This is a genomic window from Neorhizobium sp. SHOUNA12A (genome assembly GCF_023006505.1).
In the GTDB taxonomy this organism is placed as follows: Bacteria; Pseudomonadota; Alphaproteobacteria; order Rhizobiales; family Rhizobiaceae; genus Neorhizobium.
Genome location: NZ_JALBGV010000084.1, coordinates 1 through 23,809, shown reverse-complemented (window position 1 = coordinate 23,809; position 23,809 = coordinate 1). Strand labels below are relative to the sequence as shown.

Annotated in this window: 25 protein-coding genes, 1 tRNA gene and 1 pseudogene; 14 read left to right on the top strand and 13 right to left on the bottom strand. The window is 61.9% G+C overall.

Annotation, left to right across the window (positions count from 1 at the left end; genetic code table 11):
• Nucleotides 1-693 (bottom strand): LysR family transcriptional regulator (locus MOV63_RS26495; RefSeq protein ID WP_247038374.1); only part of this gene is annotated, 693 nt, incomplete at its 3' end.
• An 89-nt stretch (nucleotides 694-782) separates the two neighbouring features.
• Here MOV63_RS26495 and MOV63_RS26490 point away from each other — a divergent pair.
• The 3 genes from MOV63_RS26490 to MOV63_RS26480 all read left to right on the top strand — a co-directional run bounded on the left by MOV63_RS26490 (nucleotide 783) and on the right by MOV63_RS26480 (nucleotide 2,514).
• Nucleotides 783-1,784 carry a bile acid:sodium symporter family protein gene (locus MOV63_RS26490; protein ID WP_247038372.1) on the top strand — a complete coding sequence of 334 codons (1,002 nt, stop codon included), beginning with the start codon at nucleotides 783-785 and terminating at the stop codon, nucleotides 1,782-1,784.
• Nucleotides 1,785-1,868: 84 nt separating this feature from the next.
• Nucleotides 1,869-2,114: a DUF4160 domain-containing protein gene (locus tag MOV63_RS26485; protein WP_247038370.1), complete on the top strand. Its 246-nt coding sequence runs from the start codon at nucleotides 1,869-1,871 to the stop codon at nucleotides 2,112-2,114.
• Complete coding sequence (locus MOV63_RS26480; RefSeq protein ID WP_247038368.1) at nucleotides 2,101-2,514, top strand: DUF2442 domain-containing protein; 414 nt, start codon at nucleotides 2,101-2,103, stop codon at nucleotides 2,512-2,514. Before MOV63_RS26485 ends, MOV63_RS26480 begins: the two co-directional genes overlap by 14 nt.
• Before the next feature lie 89 nt (nucleotides 2,515-2,603).
• Here the strand turns inward: MOV63_RS26480 and MOV63_RS26475 are convergent, their stop codons facing one another.
• On the bottom strand, nucleotides 2,604-3,086 hold the full coding sequence (locus MOV63_RS26475) for an Hsp20 family protein (protein ID WP_038545126.1): 483 nt from the start codon (nucleotides 3,084-3,086) through the stop codon (nucleotides 2,604-2,606).
• 353 nt (nucleotides 3,087-3,439) lie between these two features.
• Complete coding sequence (locus MOV63_RS26470; protein ID WP_247038366.1) at nucleotides 3,440-3,823, bottom strand: YciI family protein; 384 nt, start codon at nucleotides 3,821-3,823, stop codon at nucleotides 3,440-3,442.
• A 426-nt stretch (nucleotides 3,824-4,249) separates the two neighbouring features.
• On the opposite strand from MOV63_RS26470, the gene MOV63_RS26465 reads away from it, so the two are divergent.
• The gene (locus MOV63_RS26465; RefSeq protein ID WP_247038378.1) at nucleotides 4,250-5,218 is read left to right on the top strand and encodes an alpha/beta fold hydrolase; all 969 of its coding nucleotides are present in this window, start codon (nucleotides 4,250-4,252) and stop codon (nucleotides 5,216-5,218) included.
• Nucleotides 5,219-5,239: 21 nt separating this feature from the next.
• Here the strand turns inward: MOV63_RS26465 and hisN are convergent, their stop codons facing one another.
• Together hisN and MOV63_RS26455 are read right to left on the bottom strand one after the other, a co-directional pair.
• Complete coding sequence (hisN, locus tag MOV63_RS26460) at nucleotides 5,240-6,016, bottom strand: histidinol-phosphatase (RefSeq protein WP_247038364.1); 777 nt, start codon at nucleotides 6,014-6,016, stop codon at nucleotides 5,240-5,242.
• A gap of 354 nt (nucleotides 6,017-6,370) precedes the next feature.
• Nucleotides 6,371-7,258, bottom strand: coding sequence for an N-formylglutamate amidohydrolase (locus MOV63_RS26455; RefSeq protein WP_247038363.1), 888 nt, complete (start codon nucleotides 7,256-7,258; stop codon nucleotides 6,371-6,373).
• Nucleotides 7,259-7,442: 184 nt separating this feature from the next.
• Between MOV63_RS26455 and cpdR1 the strand changes: the two genes are divergently transcribed.
• The 3 genes from cpdR1 (at nucleotide 7,443) to MOV63_RS26440 (ending at nucleotide 8,409) form a co-directional block, all read left to right on the top strand.
• The gene (gene cpdR1 / locus MOV63_RS26450; protein WP_037077221.1) at nucleotides 7,443-7,805 is read left to right on the top strand and encodes a response regulator CpdR1; all 363 of its coding nucleotides are present in this window, start codon (nucleotides 7,443-7,445) and stop codon (nucleotides 7,803-7,805) included.
• A gap of 117 nt (nucleotides 7,806-7,922) precedes the next feature.
• A tRNA-Val gene (locus tag MOV63_RS26445) sits at nucleotides 7,923-7,997 on the top strand.
• A gap of 172 nt (nucleotides 7,998-8,169) precedes the next feature.
• The gene (locus tag MOV63_RS26440) at nucleotides 8,170-8,409 is read left to right on the top strand and encodes a hypothetical protein (protein WP_038545138.1); all 240 of its coding nucleotides are present in this window, start codon (nucleotides 8,170-8,172) and stop codon (nucleotides 8,407-8,409) included.
• Between the two features lie 232 nt (nucleotides 8,410-8,641).
• Here the strand turns inward: MOV63_RS26440 and MOV63_RS26435 are convergent, their stop codons facing one another.
• Nucleotides 8,642-8,815 carry a DUF1328 domain-containing protein gene (locus MOV63_RS26435; protein ID WP_038545141.1) on the bottom strand — a complete coding sequence of 58 codons (174 nt, stop codon included), beginning with the start codon at nucleotides 8,813-8,815 and terminating at the stop codon, nucleotides 8,642-8,644.
• Nucleotides 8,816-8,972: 157 nt separating this feature from the next.
• Here MOV63_RS26435 and MOV63_RS26430 point away from each other — a divergent pair, with 157 nt between their 5' ends.
• Nucleotides 8,973-9,776 (top strand): inositol monophosphatase family protein, encoded by an 804-nt coding sequence (locus MOV63_RS26430; RefSeq protein WP_247038361.1) that lies wholly within the window; start codon nucleotides 8,973-8,975, stop codon nucleotides 9,774-9,776.
• A gap of 66 nt (nucleotides 9,777-9,842) precedes the next feature.
• Here MOV63_RS26430 and MOV63_RS26425 read toward each other — a convergent pair whose 3' ends face one another.
• From MOV63_RS26425 to MOV63_RS26415, 3 genes are all read right to left on the bottom strand, one after another.
• Nucleotides 9,843-10,892, bottom strand: coding sequence for an ABC transporter ATP-binding protein (locus tag MOV63_RS26425; protein WP_247038359.1), 1,050 nt, complete (start codon nucleotides 10,890-10,892; stop codon nucleotides 9,843-9,845).
• Nucleotides 10,889-12,457: an iron ABC transporter permease gene (locus MOV63_RS26420; protein WP_247038357.1), complete on the bottom strand. Its 1,569-nt coding sequence runs from the start codon at nucleotides 12,455-12,457 to the stop codon at nucleotides 10,889-10,891. The genes MOV63_RS26425 and MOV63_RS26420 overlap by 4 nt, the downstream gene beginning before the upstream one ends.
• 71 nt (nucleotides 12,458-12,528) lie before the next feature.
• Complete coding sequence (locus MOV63_RS26415; protein ID WP_247038355.1) at nucleotides 12,529-13,542, bottom strand: iron ABC transporter substrate-binding protein; 1,014 nt, start codon at nucleotides 13,540-13,542, stop codon at nucleotides 12,529-12,531.
• A gap of 319 nt (nucleotides 13,543-13,861) precedes the next feature.
• On the opposite strand from MOV63_RS26415, the gene MOV63_RS26410 reads away from it, so the two are divergent.
• The 3 genes from MOV63_RS26410 (at nucleotide 13,862) to MOV63_RS26400 (ending at nucleotide 17,849) form a co-directional block, all read left to right on the top strand.
• The gene (locus MOV63_RS26410) at nucleotides 13,862-15,931 is read left to right on the top strand and encodes an ATP-dependent helicase (protein ID WP_247038353.1); all 2,070 of its coding nucleotides are present in this window, start codon (nucleotides 13,862-13,864) and stop codon (nucleotides 15,929-15,931) included.
• 53 nt (nucleotides 15,932-15,984) lie between these two features.
• Nucleotides 15,985-17,040: a dipeptidase gene (locus tag MOV63_RS26405; RefSeq protein ID WP_247038351.1), complete on the top strand. Its 1,056-nt coding sequence runs from the start codon at nucleotides 15,985-15,987 to the stop codon at nucleotides 17,038-17,040.
• 98 nt (nucleotides 17,041-17,138) lie between these two features.
• On the top strand, nucleotides 17,139-17,849 hold the full coding sequence (locus MOV63_RS26400; protein ID WP_247038348.1) for an alpha/beta fold hydrolase: 711 nt from the start codon (nucleotides 17,139-17,141) through the stop codon (nucleotides 17,847-17,849).
• A gap of 64 nt (nucleotides 17,850-17,913) precedes the next feature.
• Here the strand turns inward: MOV63_RS26400 and MOV63_RS26395 are convergent, their stop codons facing one another.
• Complete coding sequence (locus MOV63_RS26395) at nucleotides 17,914-18,411, bottom strand: hypothetical protein (RefSeq protein WP_038545163.1); 498 nt, start codon at nucleotides 18,409-18,411, stop codon at nucleotides 17,914-17,916.
• Nucleotides 18,412-18,660: 249 nt separating this feature from the next.
• On the opposite strand from MOV63_RS26395, the gene MOV63_RS26390 reads away from it, so the two are divergent.
• Complete coding sequence (locus MOV63_RS26390; RefSeq protein WP_247038376.1) at nucleotides 18,661-19,545, top strand: GyrI-like domain-containing protein; 885 nt, start codon at nucleotides 18,661-18,663, stop codon at nucleotides 19,543-19,545.
• Nucleotides 19,546-19,633: 88 nt separating this feature from the next.
• On the opposite strand, the gene MOV63_RS26385 is transcribed toward MOV63_RS26390, so the two are convergent.
• From MOV63_RS26385 to MOV63_RS26375, 3 genes are all read right to left on the bottom strand, one after another.
• On the bottom strand, nucleotides 19,634-20,356 hold the full coding sequence (locus tag MOV63_RS26385; RefSeq protein ID WP_080719208.1) for a DUF1003 domain-containing protein: 723 nt from the start codon (nucleotides 20,354-20,356) through the stop codon (nucleotides 19,634-19,636).
• A 1-nt stretch (nucleotide 20,357) separates the two neighbouring features.
• The gene (locus MOV63_RS26380) at nucleotides 20,358-22,136 is read right to left on the bottom strand and encodes an ABC transporter ATP-binding protein/permease (RefSeq protein WP_038545169.1); all 1,779 of its coding nucleotides are present in this window, start codon (nucleotides 22,134-22,136) and stop codon (nucleotides 20,358-20,360) included.
• 244 nt (nucleotides 22,137-22,380) lie between these two features.
• The gene (locus MOV63_RS26375; protein ID WP_247038346.1) at nucleotides 22,381-22,743 is read right to left on the bottom strand and encodes a VOC family protein; all 363 of its coding nucleotides are present in this window, start codon (nucleotides 22,741-22,743) and stop codon (nucleotides 22,381-22,383) included.
• Between the two features lie 131 nt (nucleotides 22,744-22,874).
• Here MOV63_RS26375 and MOV63_RS26370 point away from each other — a divergent pair, with 131 nt between their 5' ends.
• Nucleotides 22,875-23,495 carry a TetR/AcrR family transcriptional regulator gene (locus tag MOV63_RS26370; RefSeq protein ID WP_038545172.1) on the top strand — a complete coding sequence of 207 codons (621 nt, stop codon included), beginning with the start codon at nucleotides 22,875-22,877 and terminating at the stop codon, nucleotides 23,493-23,495.
• Nucleotides 23,492-23,809, top strand: a pseudogene (locus MOV63_RS26365) (multidrug transporter); the annotation flags it as partial. The gene MOV63_RS26370 and the pseudogene MOV63_RS26365, both read left to right, overlap by 4 nt.

The window sequence follows — 23,809 nt, the reverse complement described above, 5'->3', positions numbered from 1 at the left end:
CGGCTGGACAAGCACGCCCATGCCGGCCCGCGCCGCCGCCGTCAGCCCGCTCAAGCTGCCGCAGGTGCAGACGATCCGCCAGGCCATCTTTTCCCGGTCGAGCGCCTCCTGGGCGACGCGCCTTGTAATGCTCGGCGGCGGAAACGCGATCAGCGGCAACGCATCGCCACGCGACAGGACATGGTCCGGATCGCGTGCCAGCCAGACCAGCGGTTCGCGATAAAGCAGCCGCCCATGCGTCTCGCCGATATGCCGCTTGGCGAGCACCAGATCGAGATCGCCAATGTCCTGCATCTGGTAGAGCACCGCGGAAAGCGCCACGGTCAGTTCCAGATCGACCAGCGGATAAAGCCGGATGAAATCTTCGAGGATCGACGTCAGCCGGCTCGCCACCACGTCTTCCGAAACTCCGAGCCGCAACCGCCCGCGCAACCGGCTTTCGCCGAACAGCGAGGCGACCTTGCCGTTCATATCCAGCATGCCGCGCGCATAGCCGAGCAGCGCCTCGCCTTCCGCCGTCAGCTTTACCTGATGGGTATCGCGAAACACCAACTGACGGCCGAGCGATTTTTCCAGCCGTTGGATATGCTGGGTGACGGTCGACTGGCCGACGCCCAGCCGGGCCGCCGCTTCCGTGAAACTGCCGGTCTGCTGCAGCATGACGAAACTATTCAGGTGATGAAGGTTCAGCATGGCTATCCGTTACCGTGATAACTGTTAGTGTTTGAATTCTGCTTCATGATAAGTGAAGGGTAAATCCTCAAATCCGAGGAACCTCGCCCATGAGCCGTTTTCTGCCGGACCGCTTCACGGTCCTTCTCGTCTGCACCGTCATCCTCGCCTCGGTCCTGCCGATCCATGGCATTTATGCCGACTGGTTCAACGTCGCGACCGACATCGCCATTGGCCTGTTGTTCTTCCTGCATGGTGCGCGCCTGTCGCGCGACGTAGTGGTGGCCGGCATCCTGCACTGGCGCCTGCACCTGACGATCCTGCTGACGACATTCGCGATCTTCCCCATTCTTGGGCTGATGATCGGATTTATTCCGGAAGATATCCTGGCGGCACCGCTTTATGCCGGCATCCTCTTCCTTTGCGTGCTCCCTTCGACCGTACAGTCCTCGATCGCGTTTACCTCCATGGCCGGCGGCAACGTGCCGGCGGCGATCTGCGCCGCTTCCGGCTCCAACATCTTCGGCATGTTCCTGACGCCGCTTCTCGCCGGCATCCTGCTGTCGACCACCGGTGACTCCGGTTTCTCCTGGGATGCGCTCGAAAGCATCCTGCTGCAGCTTCTCGCCCCCTTCGTCGTCGGCCAAATCCTGCAGCCCTGGATCGGCAACTGGATCCGCTCGAAGAAGAAGATGCTCGCCCCCGTCGACCGCGGCTCGATCCTGATGGTCGTTTACCTCGCCTTCTCGGAAGCGGTCATGGAAGGCCTGTGGCGCACCTTCTCCGCGCTCGATATCGGCGTCGTCATCCTCGTCGACATGGCGCTGCTGGCAGTCGTCATCTGCATCACCATGTTCGGCAGCCGCGCGCTCGGCTTCAACAAGGAGGACGAGATCACCATCACCTTCTGCGGTTCGAAAAAGTCGCTCGCAAGCGGCGTGCCGATGGCCAATGCCATCTTCTCCGGCCAGTCCTCCTCGATCGGCGCCATCGTCCTGCCGCTGATGCTCTTCCACCAGATCCAGCTGATGGCCTGCGCCGTTATCGCCCAGAAATATGCGAACCGCCTGAAGGCGAAGAAGGATATGGTCGTGGCACCGGCTGCGGCTTGAGGGGCCGCGTTACTCACCTTTTACGACGAGAGATAGTAAAACTCAGGCGCTTTCCAAAGCGCTTGGGTTTTACTATATTGAGCCATGCCGACCGTTTTACGCTTTGCTGGCCTGCGCGTCGTGATCTATCCCAACGATCACCGTCCCGCGCATGTTCACGTAAAGGGCGGTGGAGAAGCGGTCTTCATCCTGAATTGTCCCGGCGGACCACTGGAGTTGCGGGAAAGCTACGGTTTCAAGCTCACGGAACTCCGCCGCATCGAGGAAGCCCTCGCAGAAGAAATAGCCGCTCTTTGTGCGGCATGGAGTGCCCATCATGGCGATTTCTGAACAGGAACTGGGAGCAGCCGAAGAACGTATGCAGGCTCAGCGGGAGGCGGGTTATGCTGTGTCGGCCCGTTATGATCGACGCTCGTCCCGCGTCGTGATCGGACTGAACACTGATGTCCAGGTGGCTATTCCGACGGAAAAGATCGAAGGCCTTTCCGAAGCCTCCCCGGATGAACTCTCCGGGATTGAGATCAGCCCCACGGGCCTTGGCCTTCATTGGCCGAAACTTGACGTCGACGTCTATGTCCCCGGCCTCCTCCAGGGCATTTTTGGATCGAAACGCTGGATGGCCGCTCAATTGGGTGCAGCCGGAGGTAAGGTCCGCTCAGCGGCGAAAGCGGCAACGGCCCGGGAAAATGGTCGCAAGGGTGGCCGTCCGCGAAAGACCGCAGCAAGTTAATCCCCCAAAAACGAAAAACGGCCCTTCCCCCAAGAGGAAGGGCCGCATTGGGCTTGCTCGACTATATCGACCGGGTGCCCGGCAGCGAGTTAGTTGACCTGCTGCGGGGTGACCTGAGCCTCGATCGTCTTCGGAGCGACTGCGTCTGCGGCAATCGCGATCCGACGGGGCTTCATGGCTTCCGGAATGTTCCGGAGGAGATCGATATGGAGCAGGCCGTTCTTCAGCGAAGCGGACTGCACTTCGACATGATCGGCGAGCTGGAAGCGGCGCTCGAAGGCGCGCTTGGCGATGCCGCGATAGAGGTATTCGCTCTGTTCGGCAGCAGTTTCGTCTTCGCTCTTTTCACCCTTCACGGTCAGCACGTTCGCATGGGCTTCGAGGCTCAGTTCCTTTTCATCGAAACCGGCAACGGCCATGGTGATGCGATAGGTGTTATCGCCGGTCCGCTCGATATTGTAGGGCGGATAGCTGGGGGTCTGGTCTGCCGGCCCGCGATTGTCGAGCAAGTTGAAAAGACGGTCGAAACCGACGGTGGAACGATAAAGGGGCGAAAAATCGACGTGACGCATGGAGTCCTCCTTGGGAAGCGACGTTGCGGTTTTCATCTGGGTTTGCGCATCCCTTCATTGGCGATGCGGTCCCGTTCGGCGGACCCGTTTGGCGCCCGCAGAGTTCAGATGGGGATTGATTTCCGCGGCTTCAAGAGCCCGGTTCGCGGCGCAGTTTTGCGCGTGAACCTGACATGAACAGCCCGTTTCGAGCCGGTTCATGATCGTTTTGATAGAAAAGATAGTGGAAGGCAGACTGTCTCTCTCGACCGAAGCTCCATTCGTCCCTTCGCTTCGGTCATCAATTGCCGGAATCGCTTAGGGTATCCCTAGACCCGCGATTCCGGCTTCTTTTTTCCTGCTGAAAAACTGCTTCAGTCCTCGGCCCGCGACTCCAGCGATGCGCCCGGCAGATAAAGCAGGATCGGCCTGATTTCGTAGACCGCCGTCGGATTGGCCCGGCGCAGATCCCGTGCCGCCGCAATGGCTCCCTCGATCGTTGGAAAGTCCACCACGTAGAGGCCGAGCAATTGTTCCTTGGTCTCGGCAAACGGACCGTCGATGACCATACCCTCGCCCTTGCCCCGCAATGTCACGGCCTGCTCCGTCGGGCCGAGCCGCGCGGCCGGCCCCAGGGATTTCTGCGCAACCAGACGGTCGTTGACCTCCAGCAGCTCGGTCATCAGCGCCTGGTCCTCCTCCTCGGTCCAGGATTGGACCACCCCCTCCTGGTGATAGGCAAGAATTGCGTAATACATGGCTTGTCTCCTCCCCGATCTGGCCGGCATTGCGCGCAGAGCTCCATGGCCTTGACTACACATATTTGATCGCCACCGCGCAAGTCATCCGTCCAATCAGTGATTGCGGCAACCTCTCAGGTTACGGTTGCCCCTCATCCGGCTGCCGCCACCTTCTCCCCGTTCTGACGGGGAGAAGAGGATATGCCGCACCCTCCTCGTCCCTCATAGGTCCTTGGGAAACACTACCTTCTTGCGAAAAGAGGGAGCGACGAACCGGCCACTTGCGTCCTTCTCTCCGTCAGAACGGGGAGAAGGTCCCGGCAGGGGGATGAGGGGCAACCCTGCACGCACCCCAACCCACATCACATCCTCCAAACAACAATCTCCTTGACGTCCCGCCGCCGCTGGCTGACGCTGGCCGGCATGAGCGAAGCGGCAGATTCCATCGGCGACATTCTCCACCCGACCCCGGGCAACCCGGCGCCGGCCAATTATTCGGCCGGCTATTTCACCGGCCATCGCGGCACAAGGTTGCGCTACGGTCTGTTTCGCTCCGAGATATCACCGGCGATCGGCACTATCGTGCTCGTGCAGGGCCGCAACGAGTCCATCGAAAAATACTTCGAAACGATCCGTGACCTCAACGCGATGGGCCTCTGGGTCGCGACCTTCGACCTGCGCGGCCAGGGCGGATCGCAACGGCTGACGAAAAATCCGCGCAAGGGCCATGTCCGCCGCTTTTCCGATTACGAGCGGGATCTCGAGATCTTCCTCGAACATATCGTGCTGCCCGATGCCCGCCTGCCCTTCTTCCTTGTTGCCCATTCGACCGGTGCCCTGATCGCGCTCTCGGCCGCCCCGCGGCTTTCGAACCGCATCAACCGGATGGCGGTTGCAGCCCCCTATATCGCGCTCTCAGGTCAGGGTGTTCCGGAAGGCTTCATCCGCACGCTTGCCGGGATTGCGAGCTGGACCGGTTTCGGCCGCGTCTCGATGGGCACCGATCGCAGCAACCGCGCTTTCGAAGGCAACCCGCTGACCTCGGACCGCAAGCGTTTCGCCCGCAATATGGAGATCGGCGCCGCCCATCCGGAGCTGGCGATCGGCCCGCCGACGGCCCGCTGGCTGCACGAGACGTTCAAGGCCGCTCGCCGCGTATCTTCTCAATCGCATCTGACCAGGATCACCATTCCGACCCTGATCCTCGCTCCCGTTCTCGACGCCATCGTCCCCTATGCGGCGCAGGAGGAACTGTCGCGCAATTTCCGCGCCGGCCAGCTCATCACCATCAACGGCGGGCGCCACGAAGTGTTTCACGACAAGGATATCTATCGCGCCCAGGCGCTCGCGGCGATCGAGGCCTTCATGCCCGGCCAGGATGGCAGCTTCGGGCTTTCCGAAACCGCTGCTTGATCCGCGGGTCTGTCTGCCAACCTATCTGCCGGAAAGCAGCTTCATCGCTTCCGCATGCACAGCCTTGCTGCCTGCTGCAAGAATATTGCCGCCATTTTCCGGGCGTCCGCCGTCCCAGGTGGTGATGATGCCGCCCGCCTGCTCGATGATCGGGATCAGCGCACCGACGTCATAAGGCTTCAGGTTGTTCTCGACCACGATATCCACATGGCCGGAGGCGAGCAGCACATAGGCGTAGCAATCGCAGCCGTAACGGAACAGCTGCACCTTTTCCTCGACCGAACGGTATCTCGCCAGATCGTCGCCGGAAAAGATATGCGGCGAGGTGGTGAACAGGGTGGCATCGGCAAGGCTGCCGCAGTCGCGCACCGAAATCTGGCGCTCGCCATCCGGGCCTGAATACCAGGCGCGGGTGCCGTCGGCGAAATAACGCTCGCCGATAAAAGGCTGGTCCATCAGGCCCATGACGGCGCGGCCGTTCGACTGGAAGCCGATCAGTGTCCCCCAGACCGGCAAGCCGGAGATGAAGGTTCGCGTGCCGTCGATCGGATCGATCACCCAGACATGTTCGCGGTCGAGGCCGACATTGCCATGCTCTTCGCCGAGAATGCCGTGCTCGGGAAACTTCTCACTGATCATCGCCCGGATCGCCGTCTCGGCGGCGCGGTCGCCTTCGGTCACCGGGTCGAACCCGCCCAGCAACTTGTTGACCACCGAAAGGCCGGTTCGGAAGCGTGGCAGGGTCTCGGCCTTGGCGGCGGCGGCAAGCGCATCGAAGAAGTCGCGATCGGGAAGCATGGGGAAATCCGCTGAGGAAGAGGTGATCTCTTCTAGGATACTCGCCTGAAACTGAAAACCGGATTCGCGTGATCCTGGGCAGAAAATCAAAAAACAATCGACCGGCGCCGAAAAACTCACCAAACCGCCCAAAAATGGCGCATATTTAATCAGTCAAAAAAGATGCTTGACATTTGTGCAGCGCACTCATAGCTTCAATGCACAGTCTTTGACTGTAAATACCCTCCTTGGGTGTTTCCTCCCTAGACTTAGCCGCGCCCACAAGCGCGGTTTTTTTTGCCCGCAATCGAGCTGGCGAGCCAGTCACCCCGGCAGGCGGCAGACCAAACCTGTTGTGGAAAACTTTTGAGGGCGTTATTCGGCTGCGAGCGCGCTGTCGCCGCCTGCGAAGTCGACGACGAAGTCCGCCATCTGCCGCATGAAGGTCGAAAGCGCGGCTGCTATCACCGGGAATTCCGGCCGCCTGGCAAGCGTCATCTCGTCCACGTAGAGCGCGCGGTTGATCTCGATCTGCAGCGCGTGCAGGCCGCGCACCGGCCGTCCGTAATGTTCGGTAATGAAGCCGCCGGCATAAGGTTTGTTGCGCACAGCCGAAAAACCCATGCCGTCGAGGAATTGCATCGCCGCCCGGGAGAGTTCGGCAGACGCACTGGTGCCGTAGCGGTCGCCGATGATGAAGTCGGGCCGCACATCCGAACCGGAGAGCCGGATATTGCCCGGCATCGAATGGCAGTCGATCAGGATGGCAAGCCCGAAGCGGGCATGGGTGCGGGCGATCAGTTTGCGAAGGCAGGCGTGGTAAGGCTTGTAGATCGTTTCGATGCGGGACATCGCCTCGTCGACCGGCAACCGGCGGCGGTAGATTTCCATGTTTTCGGCGACGATTCGCGGAATCGTGCCCAGCCCGCCTGCGACCCGCATAGAGCCGATATTGACGAAAGGCGGTAAAGGCCCGTCGAACATCCGCGGATCGAGCTCGTAGGGCTCCCGGTTGACGTCGAGATAGGCGCGCGGGAAATGGGCAAGAAGCAGCGGCGCACCAAGCTCCGGTGCGTCGGCGAAAAGCTCGTCGACATAATGGTCTGCGGAGCGGCGAATGGCGAGCGAATCAAGGCCGCTCTCGGCGAGAAATTCAGGCGGGTAGAAGCTGCCGCTATGAGGCGAATTGAAGACGAAGGGGATAGTCTGCGTGGCGGGCTCCCTCACTTCGAAATGTCCAAAATCACCTACGTTGCAATCCATCCTGCCTTTACCATGTCACGAACTTGTTCAGGAACTCATGTTGCCAGTTGCCCGAGGCGAAGTCCATACTATCTATACCCTACCAAATCCTCTTACACCCTCATTAAACGGATGTTTACCGCGCGTAGGCAGTGTAAGAGATACCGACAACTCTAAAAATTTGCATTGGATAACGGTCCTGGAGATGATTCAGAAAATCCTTCTCGCCGAAGACGATAACGACATGCGTCGTTTCCTGGTGAAGGCGCTTGAAAAGGCGGGCTACAAGGTCGCGTCCTTCGACAACGGCGCGAGCGCTTACGATCGCCTGCGCGAAGAACCCTTCTCGCTGCTCCTGACCGACATCGTCATGCCGGAAATGGACGGGATCGAACTCGCCCGCCGGGCGACGGAACTCGATCCTGACCTGAAGGTGATGTTCATCACCGGTTTTGCCGCCGTCGCGCTGAACTCCGATTCCAAGGCCCCGAAGGATGCCAAGGTGCTGTCGAAGCCCTTCCACCTGCGCGATCTGGTGGACGAAGTGAACAAGCTTCTGGCGGCCTGAAACCGGAAATCCGGCCGCAAAAGCCCTGATCTGCAAGGCCTTCAAAAAACCTTCGCATTTCCTGGCAAAAACCTGTTGACGGCCCGACCAGTCTATGGTCTATGCGCCGCCACGGATGGGCGTGTAGCTCAGCGGGAGAGCACTACGTTGACATCGTAGGGGTCACAGGTTCAATCCCTGTCACGCCCACCATCCAGTTCAAAACGTTGAGAAATCCGCTTCGGCGGATTTCTTCGTTTCTGACCCCTCCCTTAACGAATTCGTTCCAAAACGGCACATCTTCGCCCCAAACTCTTCACCAGCCTTGCTGGCGATTTGGTCATTTGCGCTTGTTATGGTGTTACAAAATCAAGGGGAGTATTGCATGGCGCAGTTCAAGAATTTGGAGCATCTCGTCCAGACCGGCGCGCCGGCCTTCGACAAGGACTGGATGCCCGGACAGAAAGTGCCGAATGCCGGAATCTACCGGTGCCGGACCTGCGGCGACGAGATCGTCGTCCACAAGGCCGCCGCCATCCCGCAGATCCATCACGAGCATACCGTCCTTGGCCCGGTAGTCTGGAAGCTGCTCGTGTTCGCCCAGAAACATCCGTCGCGCCCCTGACCTCCGCATCTGCGCAGAGCAGTCTCGCCGCATCGAGACCGGTCTCTTTTTTTCGCTCGAGCGTACCGAATCGGCCTCAACCCGCCTCGTAGCACGACATGGAATATGCCAAATGCGACCCACCGCGTCACTGATGCGGATTTTCCCCAATTTGCCCCGCCCGACCTTCGGCGGGGCTTTTTTGTTTCAGCGGCCCGATTCCTTGCGCTTCACCCGCGGGACGCCAGGAGATTCAGAGAATCGCATTGCCGGCCGCAAAGGCGAGCACGACGAAAATCAGGAAAACGACAAGGAAGATGAAGAACAAGATTTTCGCGATCCCTGCCGTCGCGGCGGAAATGCCGGAAAAGCCGAGGAAGCCGGAAATCAGCGAGATGACGAGGAAGATGAGAGCCCATTTCAGCATGGAATTGTTCCTTCACGTTGATGGTCCGATAACGCGAAGAAATGTTCCAGGGTTCCATAAACGTGCCACTCGTAAGCCTCGACTGCGAAGCGGCGTATCTCCAATATGTCCCTGCCCGCTGCGCGATATCCGCGAAACGTGAATTGGATTGCGACACATGATATTGAGCACCGAATACGACCGGATGCTGTCTCTTGCCAGTAAAGCCGCCGTCGCGGCTGGGAATGCAGTGATCGAACAGTGGGAAGCATCCCGCAGCCAGGTCCGCTTCAAGGGACCAAGCGATCTGGTGACCGGCGCCGACCTGCTCTCGGACGAGATTATCCAGGCGGCGATCAAGGCCGAGTTTCCCCTCCACCGCATCCTCTCGGAAGAAGACGCCGACAGCCACCGCTTCGATTACTCAGGTCCCTTATGGATTATCGACCCGATCGACGGAACCGCGAATTACGCAAGGGGACATCCCTATTTCGGCATTTCGGTCGCTTTCGCCATGGATGGTGACGTTCTGGCGGGTTGCGTCCATGCGCCTGCTTTGGGCGAAACATTCACCGCGGCGAAGGGCCAGGGCGCCTTTCTGAACGGCCGCCCGATCCGGGCGTCCTCGCCGGATAGCCTGGCGCGTTCGATCGTCAGCACCGGTTTCCCGCATGAAAAAAGCGATCCCGGTCCGCTGCTGGAACGGGTGCGGATAATTCTGTCGATGTGCCAGGACATCCGGCGCGGCGCGGCGCCGGTTCTGGATATCGCCTATGTCGCAGCCGGACGGCTGGATGCCCACACGGAAACGCTGTTCCCGTGGGACGTCGCCGCCGCGGGGCTTATCGCGACGGAGGCTGGTGCAACCCGCAGCCACCTTGCAGGCGTTTCTGAAAACATTCCGCCTGATCTATCCGGAAACGCGGTCCTGTTCTCCTCGCCTGCCATTCACGACGAGATCGCGGCACACCTTCGGCGATGAAGGCCCCGTAGAATCCTGAAAGTAACAGATCCTTTTTCAGGCGGCCTGTAGTTGTGGCACGCCGGCTTACCGGAAGAGGTGGGCGGCTCCCGCCACACCGATCGTCACCCGATCCCCGGCGGCAAGCGTCTCGCGGCTCGGAATGTCGAGCCGGAAGGAGAAGCCTTGCGGGTCGCTGCCAAGCCTGATTCGTACGTCCGAGGTCGGACCGCAGAAATTGATGTCGGTGATCGTCCCCGATGCGCCACTGCTGCCGTCCGGGCTGCTGTCCTGCATGACGGTAACCTGTTCGGGCCGCAGCATGATCTCGCCTTTGCCGCGATAGGCGACGTCGTCGACCGGCAGCACGCCCAGCGGGCTTTTTGCCTGTCCGCCGGCGATGTCGGCCGGCAGCACGATCGCCTCGCCGAGAAACGCCGCTGTCGCCGCATCGACCGGCCGCGAATAGACCTCGCGCGGGCTCCCCACCTGTGCGAACCGGCCGGCACGCATCACCGCCACCTGGTCGGCAAAGGCGAGCGCCTCACCCTGGTCGTGGGTGACCAGAAGCGTGGTGATGCCGGCCGCGGTCAGCACATCGGTCACCGCTTTGCGGGTCGCCGCCCTCAAACCCGTATCCAGGGCCGAGAAGGGCTCGTCGAGCAGCATCAGCCGCGGCTTGCGGGCCAAGGCCCTCGCAAGCGCCACGCGCTGCTGCTGGCCGCCTGAGAGCTGGTCCGGCTTGCGGGAGAGCATGGCCCGGTCGAGCCCGACCATGTCCATCAACTCCGCGATGCGGGCATTCTTGACCGTGGCCTCCGCCTCCAGCCCGAAACCGATATTCTGGCGGATCGTCAGATGCGGAAACAGGCAGCCGTCCTGCGCCACGATGCCGATGCCGCGCTTGTGCGCCGGCACCTGGGACGAGCCGTCGGCAAGCGTCAGCCCATCGAACACAATGCGGCCCTCATCCGGAGCGTCGAAGCCGGCAACCAGGCGCAGCAGCGTAGTCTTGCCGCAGCCGGACGGGCCGACAATCGCCGTGCGGCTGCCGGCTGTCACCGACAGGTCGACGCCGTCGAGGGCGGCCACGGAGCCGTACTGTTTGCGCAGGGAGGTCAGGGTAAGCAGCGTCATCGCCCGGCGATCTTTTTCGATTGGTGATGGAGAAGAAAGGTGAGCGGCAGCGAAAAGGCCACCATCAGCACCGCATAAGGCGCAGCGCCGGCATAGTCGATCTCGCCGGTCAGGGCCCAGAAGGCCATGGCGAGCGTGCGGGTGCCGTTCGGCGCCAGCATCTGGGTGGCGGTGAGCTCGTTCATGATGCCAAGCGAGGAGAGCGCGACGCCGGCCGCTGCCCCCGGTGCCGCAAGCCGGATCGTCGTCGCCAGCAGCGCGTTGCCCGGCGAACGCCCCAAGCTTGCCGCAGCCTGTTCGATCTCGACCGGCACCTGCGCAATACTGGCGCGCAAGCTCACCAGCGCGCGCGGCAAAAACATCACCACATAGGCAAGCACGATGGTGGCAACGCTCTGGTAGAGCGGCAGCATGGCCCGCACGGTGATCGTCACCAGCGCCAGCGCCACGACGACGCCCGGCATCGAGCTCGCGAGATAATAGCAGCCTTCGAGGAACCGGCTGGCACGGGTCGGCCGGCGCACGGAAAGCCAGGCAATCGGCACGGCGGCGGCGGTCGTGGCGATCCCGCCGATCAGGCAGATGACCAGCGTCTGCCACAGTGTCAGCCCAACCTCGTCGATCCGCCACACACCTGCACCGCCGGCAATCAGCCAGCGACCAAGGGTCAGCACCGGGATGCCGAGCGCAAACGCGGCAGTGACCGCAGGCACGAGCAAGGCTGCGTATTTCCACTTGCCGAGCCTTGCGACCTTCGGCCGCCGAGCGACGCCCGACCCGAGCCGCGCATACCGGCTGCGGCCGCGCAACGAGGCTTCGAGGCCGAGCAGCACGAAACAGCAGAGCACCAGCACCAGCGCCAGCATGTAGGCGGCAACGCCGTTATAGGTGGACTGGAACTGGTCGATGATCGCGGTCGTGAACGTGTCGAAGCGGATCATCGCAAACAACCCGTATTCGGCCAGCAGATGCAGGCCGACCAGCAGCGCCCCGCCGCAAAGGGCAAGCCGGAGCTGCGGCAGCACAACACGCCGGAAGACGGCGAAGGGCGCCAGCCCCAGCGACGCCGCCTGGTCTTCGAGTGCCGGGTCGAGGAGCCGGAAGGCGGCCGAAAGCGGAAGATAGAGAAACGGAAAATAGGCAACGACCGAGATCGCCACGCCGGCGGGAAGCCCGTTGAAACCGGGCCACTGCCCGATCCAGGCATAGGAATGCACGAAGGCGGGCACGGCAAGCGGCGTGACGCAGAGCCAGGACCAGAAACGCGCGCCCGGCAGGTCGCTGCGTTCCGTCAGCCAGGCGAGCGAAACGCCAAGCACGGCGCAGATCGGAATGGTGAAGACGACGAGCAGGACGGTATTGGCCAGCAGCTCGCCGACCCGCGAGCGGAAGATCAGCTGCGAGGCCATCTCCCAGCCGGTCACCGCCGCCGCCCACAACACGAAGCCGAGCGGCAGGAGCGCCAGCAAAGCCACCACGACCGCGATCGTCAGCGTCCAGAACGATGCCGCCGGCAGGCGGTGTCGCGGCGCGATGGAGATCCGGGTATCTGTGATGGAAGTCATTGACGGTCCGAAAATACGAGACATCGCAGGTACGCCCTGCGATGTCTCCATGCAACTGTTATCGACCGCTTTTAGAGCAGGCCGGCGGCGGTCATCATGTCGGTGACCTTTGCGTTGTTGAGGGTCGAGGGCTCGACCTTCGGGGCCTGCAGATCCGCGATCGGGGTCAGCATCTTGTTGGAAGCCTCGCCCTTGCCAACGGCATATTCAAAGGAGGTGCCATCGCGCAGGACCTTCTGGCCGCCCTTGCCGGTAACCCACTTCAGGAAGGCCTGGGCCTGTTCCTTGTGTTTCGAGGAGGCGAGGACGCCGCCGCCCGAGATCGACACGAAAGCGCCCGGATCCTGGTTCTTGAAATAATGCATGCCGACGTTCTTGGTGTTTTCGCCGGTCTTCGCCACGTCGCCGAAATAGTAGTAGTGATAGATCAGCGCGCCTTCGAACTGGCCGGCATTGACTGCCTTCATCGCCGTCGAATTGCCGCGGATCGGGGTCGCATTTTCCTTCATGCCCTTCAGCCAGGCAGCGGTCGCTTCCTCGCCCTTGAGCTGCAGCAGCGCACCGACGATCGCCTGGAAGTCGGCGCCCGACGGAGAAGCCGTCCAACGGCCCTTCCATTCCGGCTTGGCGAGGTCGAGCATCGACTTCGGCAGCTTGTCTTCGGTCAGCTTGGTCTTGTCATAGGCAAACACCGTCGAGCGGGCAGCGATGCCGACCCAGTTGCCGTTGGCCGGATGGAAGCCCGGAAGAACCTGGTCGAGCGTCGCCTTGTCGATCGGCGCGAACAGGCCCTTGCCGTCCACCAGCGCCATGGCCGGCGAGTTTTCGGTGAGGAACACGTCGGCCGGCGAATTGGCGCCTTCCTGCACGATCTGGTTGGCTATTTCGAGGTCGCCGCCCTGGCGGATGGTAACCACGATGCCGGTCTCTTCCGTGAAGGCCTGCGCCCATTCCTTGGTCAGCCCCTCGTGCTGGGCATTATAGATGGTCAGGCTATCCTTGACCTGCGCCGAAGCGGGCGAGGAAAGAGCGAGAACAGAAACAGCCAGGGCAACGCCCGCAGCCAAGGTGAACGAAGTTTTCAAGATCGCCTCCGCAAGAGAGTCAGGAATTTGACGAGGCCGTCATAACCAAAGCAGAGATTTGTGGTCAAGTTTATTTCGAGAGCCTGTATAACAAAAGCGTGATTTACGTTTGAAATACAAACAGATACAGGGCCGGAGCGAATTGATCGCGGCACCAGCCTCGGAACGCAGTTGCACCTGAGCGGAAATACCGCCGCCGGCATGGTCGCAATGTTGCGGCGCGCATGCAAGCTGGTGACTTGCCGCATGCACGGCAATGCCGATTTCCGCGTAGGCGCACGAATCAGCTATGGCTCATTCGAACACATCGGGAACGGGCATGGCTGTCGCTTATCTGGAAAAGCTGAATGACGCGCAGCGGCGCGCGGTGGAGCACGGCTCGGACGTCCCCAAAGGCGGCCCCGCCGGGCCGCTTCTGGTCATCGCCGGCGCCGGTTCTGGCAAGACCAACACGCTCGCCCATCGTGTCGCGCACCTGATCGTCTCGGGCGCCGATCCGCGCCGCATCCTGCTGATGACCTTTTCGCGCCGCGCGGCATCGGAAATGGGCCGCCGCGTCGAGCGCATCTGCGCGCAAGTGTTAGGCGCCAATGCCGGCATCATGACCGACGCGCTCTCCTGGGCCGGCACCTTCCACGGCATCGGCGCTCGGCTGCTGCGCCTCTACGCCGAACAGATCGGCCTCGACCACGATTTCACCATCCACGACCGGGAAGATTCCGCCGACCTGATGAACCTGGTCCGCCACGAACTCGGCTTCTCGAAGACCGAGAACCGGTTTCCGACCAAAGGCACCTGCCTGCAGATCTATTCGCGCGCTGTGAATTCGGAAACGCCTCTGGACGAGGTGCTGAAACTCTATTTCCCCTGGTGCTCGGCCTGGGAAAAGCAGCTGCGCGAACTGTTTGCCTCCTATGTCGAGGCCAAGCAGGCCCAGAACGTGCTGGATTACGACGACCTCCTGCTCTACTGGGCGCAGATGATGAGCGAGCCGGCGATTGCGCAGGATGTCGGCGGCCGTTTCGACCATGTCCTCGTCGACGAATACCAGGACACCAACCGGCTGCAATCGTCGATCCTGATGGCGATGAAACCCGGCGGCATAGGCCTCACCGTCGTCGGCGACGATGCGCAGTCGATCTATTCCTTCCGCGCCGCCACGATCCGCAACATCCTCGATTTCCCGAACACGTTCGATCCGCCGGCCAATATCGTCACGCTCGACCGCAATTACCGCTCGACCAATACGATTCTGGCCGCCGCCAACGGCGTCATCGATCTCGCCCGCGAGCGCTTTACCAAGAACCTCTGGACCGAGCGCCAGTCTGAGGAGCGCCCCCGCCTCGTCGCCGTCAAGGACGAGGCCGAACAGGCCAATTACATCGTCGAAAAGATTCTCGAAAACCGCGAAACCGGCATGACGCTGAAAAGCCAGGCCGTGCTGTTCCGCTCGTCGCATCACTCCGGCCCGCTCGAAGTCGAGCTCACCCGTCGCAACATCCCCTTCGTGAAGTTCGGTGGCCTGAAATTCCTCGACAGCGCCCATGTCAAGGACATGCTGGCGGCGCTGCGCTTCGCCCAGAACCCGCGCGACCGGGTCGCCGGTTTCCGGCTGATGCAGCTCATCCCCGGCATCGGCCCGCAGACGGCCGGAAAGATCCTCGATGCGATCACCGCCGATCCCGAGCCGCTCTCAGCCCTCCAGGAAATCCCCGCCCCGCCGCGCTCCGGCGCCGACTGGCCGGCCTTCGTCGACATGCTCGCCGCCGTCCGCAAAGGCCAGGGCTGGCCGTCCGAAATCGGCCTCGCCCGTCTCTGGTACGAACCGCATCTCGCCCGCATCCACGAGGATGCCGAGACCCGCAAGGCTGACCTGCTGCAGCTCGAACAGATCGCGTCGAGCTATACCTCCCGTGAACGGTTCCTCACCGAACTGACGCTCGATCCGCCGGATGCGACCAGCGCCGAATCCGGCACGCCTTTGCTCGACGAGGATTATCTGATCCTCTCGACCATCCATTCCTCGAAGGGCCAGGAATGGCGCTCGGTCTTTCTTCTGAACTGCGTCGACGGCTGCATCCCCTCCGACCTCGGCGTCGGTTCGACCGCCGAGGTCGAGGAGGAACGCCGCCTCCTCTACGTCGCGATGACGCGGGCCAAGGACCACCTGCATCTGATGACGCCGCAGCGTTTCTTCGTGCACGGCCAGGCGTCGCAGGGCGACCGCCATGTCTATGCCGCCCGCACCCGCTTCATCCCGGCGACACTTCTGCAATTCTTCGAAACCGCCGCCTGGCCGGTCGTCGCCCAGATGACCGACGCCGAACGCCAGGCCCGCCACCAGGTCCGCATCGACGTCACCGCCCGCATGCGCGGCATGTGGCGGTAACAAAACTGTCCTAAGACTCGCCAGCAATCTGCCCCGGAACCGGACGAATTCTTATGGAAAAAATCGCAGTCTTCGACGGGCATAACGATGCGGTCCAGTTCATGCTGGACTATAAGCCTGGGGGCCGGGACTTCCTCATCCGGTCCGAGGCCGGCCATCTCGATCTTCCCCGCGCGATCGAAGGGCACCTGGTCGGCGGATTGTTTGCGCTGCATGCCTATCCGGAGCGCAAGCCGGAAAACGATTTGACGGTCACCGACGATGGTTATGAGGTTCGTTATGCCGACGCCCTGGAAGAGGGTTATGCCCGCCGACTGATCGACGCCCAACTTGCCGCCATCAATCTATTGATCCGCCGCTCAAGTGGCCGGATGCGCCTCGCGACCGACGTCGGCAGCGTCGAGACCGCCCGGGCGGAATCCGCCTTCGCGGTCGTTCTTCATATGGAAGGCGCAGAGGCGATCGGTCCCGATCTCGACCATCTCCATATCCTCCATACGGCGGGTCTCCGCTCCCTCGGCCTGGTCTGGAGCCGCCCCAACATATTCGGCTACGGCGTGCCCTTCGCTTATCCGAGGTCTCCCGACACCGGCCCGGGCCTGACGGATATTGGAAGGGAACTGGTGAGAGCCTGTAATGCCCTCGGCATCATGATCGACCTTGCGCATCTGAACGAACGGGGTTTCTGGGATGTGGCGGCCTTGAGCACCGCTCCCCTCGTCGCCACGCATGCCTGTGCCCATGCACTCTGCCCCTCCACCCGCAATCTCACCGATCGGCAGCTTGACGCCATCCGCGATACAGACGGGGTCATCGGCTTCAACCTCGCCGTCTACGATATCCGTGCCGATGCACATCTGGACGAAAACACCCCTCTCGACACCGTCGTCTCCCACATCGGATATCTGATCGACCGCGTTGGCGTGGACCGCGTGGCGCTGGGGTCGGACTTCGACGGCACAGTCGTGCCACGCGAGATCGGGGATGCAAGCGGCCTGCCGCATCTCTTCGCTGCCATGCGCAAAGCCGGTTTCGACGAGCCGACCTTGAGAAAATTCGCCTTCGACAACTGGCTCCGCGTCTTCCGCCTCACCTGGAAGAACGGCTGAACAGCCGTATCCCGCCAAACCTGTCCCCCCACCTGTCGCATTGACTCCAGCCGACCCGGATGGGAAACAACCGGCATCGTTCAGACGGGAGGGGATGAATGGCCGGCCGCAAAATCGTTCTGGTGCAGGGTGCCTGGGGTTCGAGCGCGAGCTGGACGCCGGTTGCCGATATTCTGCGGGGCATGGGCCACCAGGTCTTCGTGCCGAGCCTCACCGGGCTCGGCGAACGCACTCACCTCTTCTCGGGCGCCATCAATCTCGACACCCATATCGGCGATGTCTGCGGCCTCGTCGAAGCGGAAGGCCTGGAGGAGTTCGACCTCGTCGGCCATTCCTATGGGGGCATGGTGATCACAGGGGTCGCCGATCGTTTCGCGGCCCGCATCCGCACGCTGACCTATCTCGACGCCTTCCTGCCGGAAAACGGCCAGTCGGCGCTCGATCTGCTCGGCCCGGAAGTGGCGATGGCCAACCTCGCCATGGCCGGCGAACTCGGCGGCGTGGCGGTGCCGCCTCCTGCCCGTCACGCGACCCGCGTGCCGGAACATCTGCGCCACTACATGACCAGCCGCTCACCGCAGCCGTTCGCGACGATGATCCAGAAGATCAAACTGTCGGGTGACCATCAGAAGATCACGAAAAGGCTTTACGTCTCGGCCAATATCGACCAGTCGAAGATCTTTTCCGGCATCTACGCCAAACTTCGCGCCGATCCGTCCTGGGCATCCATGGAAGTGCCGAGCGGCCACATGCTGCAACTCGAAATGCCGGAACAGGTCGCCCGCATCATCCACGATTTCATCGGCTGACTTTTCGCCGGTCAGTCCGACGAGATGACGGCGGCGACGGAAACAACCGCCGCCGCACGCAGTATCACTTTGCGATCGGCTTGATCGACAACAGGATGTCGACCAGTTCCTTCTGATGCTTTTCCTCGTCGCCTTTGGTTCCCCAATAGGTGACGACAAGACCCTCGGTCGGCGATGTCTGGATCAGTGCAAGCCCGACGCTCACCGGGCCGTTCTCGTCCTTGCCGTCCCAGTCGAGCGTGGTCATCTGCATGCCGTTGAACTCCTCGACCGGAGTTTCCTTCATCGTCTTGGGATCGACGGTGACGCCAGCCTCCTTCAGGAAATCGATGGCGTCGGAAACCGTCTTGTCCATCGACTTCAGTTCCGCGACATCGGCGGAGAGATAGACGGCGCTGTCCTTGGACGTGGCATCGACGCCGGTCTCGGTTTCCTTCGGGTTCCAGCTATCGGGGATATTGATGCTGGCGATCGGAGCGTCGCTCGGGAATTTAAGTGTTTTCGCCTGGGCCAGCGCGGGAGCGGCCAGGACGAGCATGCCAATGAGAAGAGCTTTTTTCATCTGGGAATCCTAGAAAGATGGGAACCGCAGATGCTTTAACCGGCGGCAAAAACCATTTAGCACGCAGCCCTTTAAGAATGGGTGGAGCAAACGCTCAAAAGCCGGCGATCCGGCCAAACTCGCGTTAGGGTTTGCCACCTCCCCTTCCGCCATCGCTGGCAGGCACCTGCTGATCCATGCCAAACCGCAAGATCGGTCGAGCGCGTCATATTTGAAAGGGCGTAGATGCTGTCGCCACGGAGGAAGACTATGAAGGCGCCACTTGAAAACTACCATGCCCGAATGCAGCGGGTGCTGGACCATATCGACCAGCACCTGGACGATGATCTGGGCCTGGACGTGTTGAGCGGCGTCGCGGCGTTCTCGAAATACCATTTCCACCGGCAGTTCGCGTCCACCTTCGGGGTGTCCGTGCATCGCTATGTCCAGCTTGCGCGTTTGAAGCACGCTTCGCACCGGCTGGCTTCGAAGGACGCTCCAAGCGTCACGGACGTAGCGATGGATGCCGGTTACGATGCACCCGACGCCTTTGCCCGCGCCTTTCGGCAAAGGCTTGGCCAATCGCCTTCATCATTCCGGAAGTCGCCCGACTGGGCACCGTGGCTTGCGGCCTTCGGGCCTTTGAACAATGCGAGGAGCAAGCTCATGCAGATTACCTATACCAACGACGACGTGACTATCCGCGATGTCCCCCCGACGCCGGTGGCGATCATGGAGCATCGGGGCGACCGGGCAACACTCGGCGATACCATCGAGCGCTTCATTGCCTGGCGCAAGGCGGCCGGCTTATCGCCTGAGACGAGCCCGACCTTCAACGTCTTCCGTTCTGAGAGAACGCCTGCGATCCCGGCCGATTATAGCATGGACCTGTGTGTCGGGACTGACCTGCCGATTGCGTCCGATGACGCACAGATGAAACCAGGCGTAATTCCGGGCGGGCGCTGTGCGGTCCTGCGCGTCTTCCACGATACCCACAATTTAGAACCCGCCGCGCTCTTTCTTTATCGGGATTGGCTTCCAGCCAGTGGAGAGGACGCACGCGACTTCCCCATCTATTGCCAGCGGCACTTCTCCCTCTTCCCGGGCGCGCAGGTCCATGATGTCGTCGTGGAACTGTTCCTGCCGTTGAAATAGTAGCGGTGAACGGCGGCCTGTCCTTCTGATCGTCAGAAGCGGACTGGCCGCCGTTCACCCCATCTCATTCGGCACAAGAGTTCCCGGCCTAGTTCTGGCCCGGCCCGCCGCCACGCCGTTCCAGAAGCTCGATCTGGATCTGCTGCATTTCCGCCAGACGCTCCCATTGATGCGCCATCTGGTGGTCGATCTTTTCATGGAGCTGACGGATTTCGAGTTCGGCGCGCAGGTTGATCATGTAGTCGTTCTCCGAACGCATCCGGTCCTTTTCCTCCTGCCGCCGCTGGCTCATCATGATGACCGGTGCCTGCAGCGCCGCAAGACATGAGAGCACCAGGTTGAGCAGGATGAACGGATAGGGATCGAACGGGACTGCGAACAGGCCGACGACGTTCACCGCCATCCAAACGCAGAGCACCCCGAGGAAGCTCAGGATGAACGTCCAGGAACCGCCGAAGGACGCGACCTTGTCAGCCACCCGCTCGCCGAAGGTGGGGTTGCGCTCGAGCAGGTTGACGGCGCTCGTCTGCACCGTCGAGGCGCCCTTTTCAAAACTGTCGAGCACGCGCTTGTCGAGGTCGGAAAGCTCGCCGCGTTCCTCGTCGAGCAGCTTTTCCACATAACGGCGGCGATAACGGCCGAGATCCTCGTCGCAGATATAGCTGTCGGCGGTGCAGCTTGGAACTTCCTCTGCCACCATCGCGACGAGGTTCGGCCGCAGATACCCGGCCCTGTGCAGTCTCGATAACGGAAAGGTGCGACCGCAGACGACGCATTGCCCGGTATTGGTCGACGTCATATGCCTGCCCATGTCATGCCTCTACGCTGGTCTTTTCTGCATGCACCTGAAGCGGCGACAGATGGAAGAGCCGCGGCGAGAATTTCTTCCGGAACTCTTCCGAACGGCCGATATAGATGAGCGTCACGCCTTCGAGACGGCTGAGCACGCCCAACAGCCGCTCCTGGGTTTCCGGTTCCAGGCCTTCCAGCACGTCGTCCATGATCAGCCAGTCCGGCTTGCGCAGCACCGCGTTGGCGATCGACAGCGACGCCTCCTCGTCCTTGTCGAGCAGCCGGTCCCAGCGCTCCACCTCGTCCAGCCGGTGCACGAGGCGGTCGAGCCCGACCCTCTCCAGGGCCTCGGCCAGCGCCTTGTCGTCGATGTTGCTCAGCCCGGCCGGATAGGTCATCACTTCGCGCAACGTTGCCGTCGGCAGGTATCCGTCCTGCGGCATCAGGATCATGCTGCCCACCGGCGGCAGGCCGATTTCGCCGCGCCCCCAGGGCCAGATGCCGGCCAGCGCCTGGAAGAACAGATGCCGGTCGGCGCCCGGATCGCCGTTGATCATCACCCGCTCGCCCGGCTTGATGGCGCAATCGCCCTCCACCACGCGCACCCCGTGTCCGGCCGCGCCCTGCTCGGGCGCGCCGTAGACCGTGACGCCGCAAACGCTGATACCCTCCCCCCGGGACGTCTGGTGATAGGCGATCACCCCGCCCTCCCCAGCCGGCGTATCCATGGTCAGCAGTGCGTGGCGAAAGGAGGAGACGCGGTTCAGCGTCGCCCGCCAGTCGGCGATGACGCTGAAATTGACAACGTACCAGCGAAGCGCCTGGTTGACCTGGTTGAAGGCCCCGACCGCCATCATCAGCCCGCCGAAGGAAAGTTCGCCGGAAAAATACATCGGCGACGCGATGATGATCGGCGCCACCAGCGCCAGCCAGCCGAACCCGGCCGAGACCCAGGTGAGGTTGGCGAGTGCCCAGGCGAGCTTGCGGAGCATGCCCAGCACGCCCTCGATCGCGAAATCCACCCGGACGCGCTCGCTTGCCTCGCCGCGTGCGAGCGTGATCGGCTTCAGGTTCTCGTTCGCCCGCACCAGGGCCGCGCGCAGGTCCGCTTCGCGCGCATAACGCTCGGCGTTGAGCCGCGGCAAAAGGTTGCCGACGACGTTGCTGAGCACAGACCCCAACAGCGCATAAAGGATCGTCGTCCACACCATGTAACCGGGGATCGAAATGGTGCGGCTGCCGAAATGGAAGGCGAAATCCGACGAGATCGCCCAGAGCACGCCGATGAAGCTTGCGAGCAGGATCGTCGAGTTGACGAGCCCGATCGCCAGCGCCGTGGTGTTTTCCGCCAGGATGCGCGTGTCCTCGTGCAGCCGCTGGTCGGGATTGCTGGCGATCGCGCCTGCGCCGCCGAGCTTGAGCGCCCGGCCGGGCTTCAGCCAGACATCGGCGAGATCGCGCGCCAACCCCTCGCGCATCCGCATCGCGGTGATCTGGTTCAGCCACTGCTGGACGACGTTCAAGAGCGTCAGCGAGAAGGCGATAATGCCAAACACGACGAGCTGGTTCAGAAATTCCGGCATGTCGCGCCGTTCCAGCGCGTCGTAGAACGGCCCGTTCCACTCGTTCAGCCGGTATGTCGCATAGGTCGTCGCAAAGATGACGATGAGCAATGCCGAGATCAGCACCAGGACCCGATTGCGCACCGGCGCATTCCAGAATGCCTTGCCCATCATGCGGAGCTGGCCCCCCAGGGAAAGCTCGAAATTCTGCAGTGCCGTTTCCGGGGGCTGCGTCATCGTGTCCGAACTCCTTGCGACTGATCAACTCTCAACGGCGCCGCACCCTTACCACGGCAGGACGGCCTCTACAGATATGGGGAGCGAAAGTCGCCCGCGCGACCGCTGGACGCTGTTTCCAATCGCCCCACTGATGGTTTTAAACGAGAAATCCTCAGATTTCCTTGAAGAGAATACCCTAATCGAAAAGATATTTCACCGGGATCGGCAAACCAGGTCCCGCAGACGCTGACGCGGCACCGCTTTAACCCGCCTTCCGGAAGGCCCGGCTGGAAACTGAAACGGAGTTCAGGCACGGGTCCTTGGCGTTGGCGTAGACATAGCCGTCGGCTTTGTGGATGGGGCCGAAATCCAGGCCGTTTTCGGCGCTTCGCCGGCAGAACGCCTCGACATCTTCGACGTCGAAGACAAGCTTGACAATCGCCTGGCCGCTCCTTAGCCCGCGGCCGGCCGGATGCAGCATGATATTGACGCCACCGTCCTGCGCCACCAATTCGACGATCCTGTCGCCCGGCAGCCGCATCGCCCTGAAACCGAAATGCGTCTCGTAGAAAAGCGCTGTCGCCTCGACGTCCTTCGCATAGATCACCAGCCTGCCGAGCGGCACGATATCCTCCAAAGGTTTCCGACCACATCCCCCAGAGTTACCCAACATCCCCATTTCCCGCTACAGCGCTTGTAAATTATTCTCATCCGTGTTAATGACCGACCAGTCAGTCATAACTGAAGATATAGACGATGCCCGAGAAGAAAAGAGAGAAACGCGACCCTCAACAGCGGCGAGCCGATATCCTGGCCGCCGCCTTCGCCTGCTTTTCCGAGCGCGGTTTTGCCGCCACCCGGATGGAGGATGTCGCGGCCCGTGCCGGCATCGCCAAGGGCACCGTCTACCTGCATTTTCCGGACAAGGAGGCGCTGTTTACCGAACTCGTCTCCGGCATCGCCACGCCCATCCTCGGAGAGATCGAGGGGCTGGTAACCAACGAGGCGATCGCGCCGCGTTTCGCGGTGTCGATGTTCTACGCTCTTTTCAAACGCGAGGTGCTGGAGACCGACCGCCGCCATCTGCTGCGGCTGATCCTCGCCGAAGGTCCTATGTTTCCTTCCGTGACCGAATTTTACCACCGCGACATCATCTCCAAGGGTCTTGGCGTGCTGCGCATCCTCCTGAAACGGGCGGCCGCCCGCGGCGACCTGCGCAATCCAGCCATTGCCGACGTGCCGCAGATCGTCATCGCCCCGGCGCTGCTGTCGATCGTGTGGACGACGTTGTTCGAGGCTTACGAGCATCTCGACACCCAAAAACTGTTCGACGCTTTTCTCGAAACCCTGTTCGTGCCGGAAGGAGGAGCGAAGTGAAGCGTATCCTCATCATCGTTTTCCTCGCAGGCGCCGCCATTGCCGCCCTGCCCTTCCTCTTCGCCGATAAGCCGCCACGCCCCTACCAGGGTTGGGTCGAAGCAGATACGCTGTTCATCGGTGCCGAAAGTGCCGGCCGGCTCACCCTGGTAAGCATTGCCGAGGGCGCAACGATCGCAGCAGGCGCGCCGCTCTTCAGGCTAGACTCGTCAAGCGAAGAGGCCGCTGTCGCCGCGGCCCGCGCAGCGCTTGCCCGCTCACAGGCCGAACTGGATCTGGCGCATGCCGCCCAGAAGCGCCCCCAGGAGATCGAC

Bases quoted from the DNA above. Each gene is read 5' to 3' on its own strand.
- MOV63_RS26490 (WP_247038372.1), top strand. From the start codon at position 783: ATGAGCCGTTTTCTGCCGGACCGCTTCACGGTCCTTCTCGTCTGCACC.
- MOV63_RS26485 (WP_247038370.1), top strand. From the start codon at position 1,869: ATGCCGACCGTTTTACGCTTTGCTGGCCTGCGCGTCGTGATCTATCCC.
- MOV63_RS26480 (WP_247038368.1), top strand. From the start codon at position 2,101: ATGGCGATTTCTGAACAGGAACTGGGAGCAGCCGAAGAACGTATGCAG.
- MOV63_RS26475 (WP_038545126.1), bottom strand. From the start codon at position 3,086: ATGCGTCACGTCGATTTTTCGCCCCTTTATCGTTCCACCGTCGGTTTC.
- MOV63_RS26470 (WP_247038366.1), bottom strand. From the start codon at position 3,823: ATGTATTACGCAATTCTTGCCTATCACCAGGAGGGGGTGGTCCAATCC.
- hisN (WP_247038364.1), bottom strand. From the start codon at position 6,016: ATGCTTCCCGATCGCGACTTCTTCGATGCGCTTGCCGCCGCCGCCAAG.
- MOV63_RS26455 (WP_247038363.1), bottom strand. From the start codon at position 7,258: ATGGATTGCAACGTAGGTGATTTTGGACATTTCGAAGTGAGGGAGCCC.
- cpdR1 (WP_037077221.1), top strand. From the start codon at position 7,443: ATGATTCAGAAAATCCTTCTCGCCGAAGACGATAACGACATGCGTCGT.
- MOV63_RS26440 (WP_038545138.1), top strand. From the start codon at position 8,170: ATGGCGCAGTTCAAGAATTTGGAGCATCTCGTCCAGACCGGCGCGCCG.
- MOV63_RS26435 (WP_038545141.1), bottom strand. From the start codon at position 8,815: ATGCTGAAATGGGCTCTCATCTTCCTCGTCATCTCGCTGATTTCCGGC.
- MOV63_RS26430 (WP_247038361.1), top strand. From the start codon at position 8,973: ATGATATTGAGCACCGAATACGACCGGATGCTGTCTCTTGCCAGTAAA.
- MOV63_RS26425 (WP_247038359.1), bottom strand. From the start codon at position 10,892: ATGACGCTGCTTACCCTGACCTCCCTGCGCAAACAGTACGGCTCCGTG.
- MOV63_RS26420 (WP_247038357.1), bottom strand. From the start codon at position 12,457: ATGACTTCCATCACAGATACCCGGATCTCCATCGCGCCGCGACACCGC.
- MOV63_RS26410 (WP_247038353.1), top strand. From the start codon at position 13,862: ATGGCTGTCGCTTATCTGGAAAAGCTGAATGACGCGCAGCGGCGCGCG.
- MOV63_RS26405 (WP_247038351.1), top strand. From the start codon at position 15,985: ATGGAAAAAATCGCAGTCTTCGACGGGCATAACGATGCGGTCCAGTTC.
- MOV63_RS26400 (WP_247038348.1), top strand. From the start codon at position 17,139: ATGGCCGGCCGCAAAATCGTTCTGGTGCAGGGTGCCTGGGGTTCGAGC.
- MOV63_RS26395 (WP_038545163.1), bottom strand. From the start codon at position 18,411: ATGAAAAAAGCTCTTCTCATTGGCATGCTCGTCCTGGCCGCTCCCGCG.
- MOV63_RS26390 (WP_247038376.1), top strand. From the start codon at position 18,661: ATGAAGGCGCCACTTGAAAACTACCATGCCCGAATGCAGCGGGTGCTG.
- MOV63_RS26385 (WP_080719208.1), bottom strand. From the start codon at position 20,356: ATGGGCAGGCATATGACGTCGACCAATACCGGGCAATGCGTCGTCTGC.
- MOV63_RS26380 (WP_038545169.1), bottom strand. From the start codon at position 22,136: ATGACGCAGCCCCCGGAAACGGCACTGCAGAATTTCGAGCTTTCCCTG.
- MOV63_RS26370 (WP_038545172.1), top strand. From the start codon at position 22,875: ATGCCCGAGAAGAAAAGAGAGAAACGCGACCCTCAACAGCGGCGAGCC.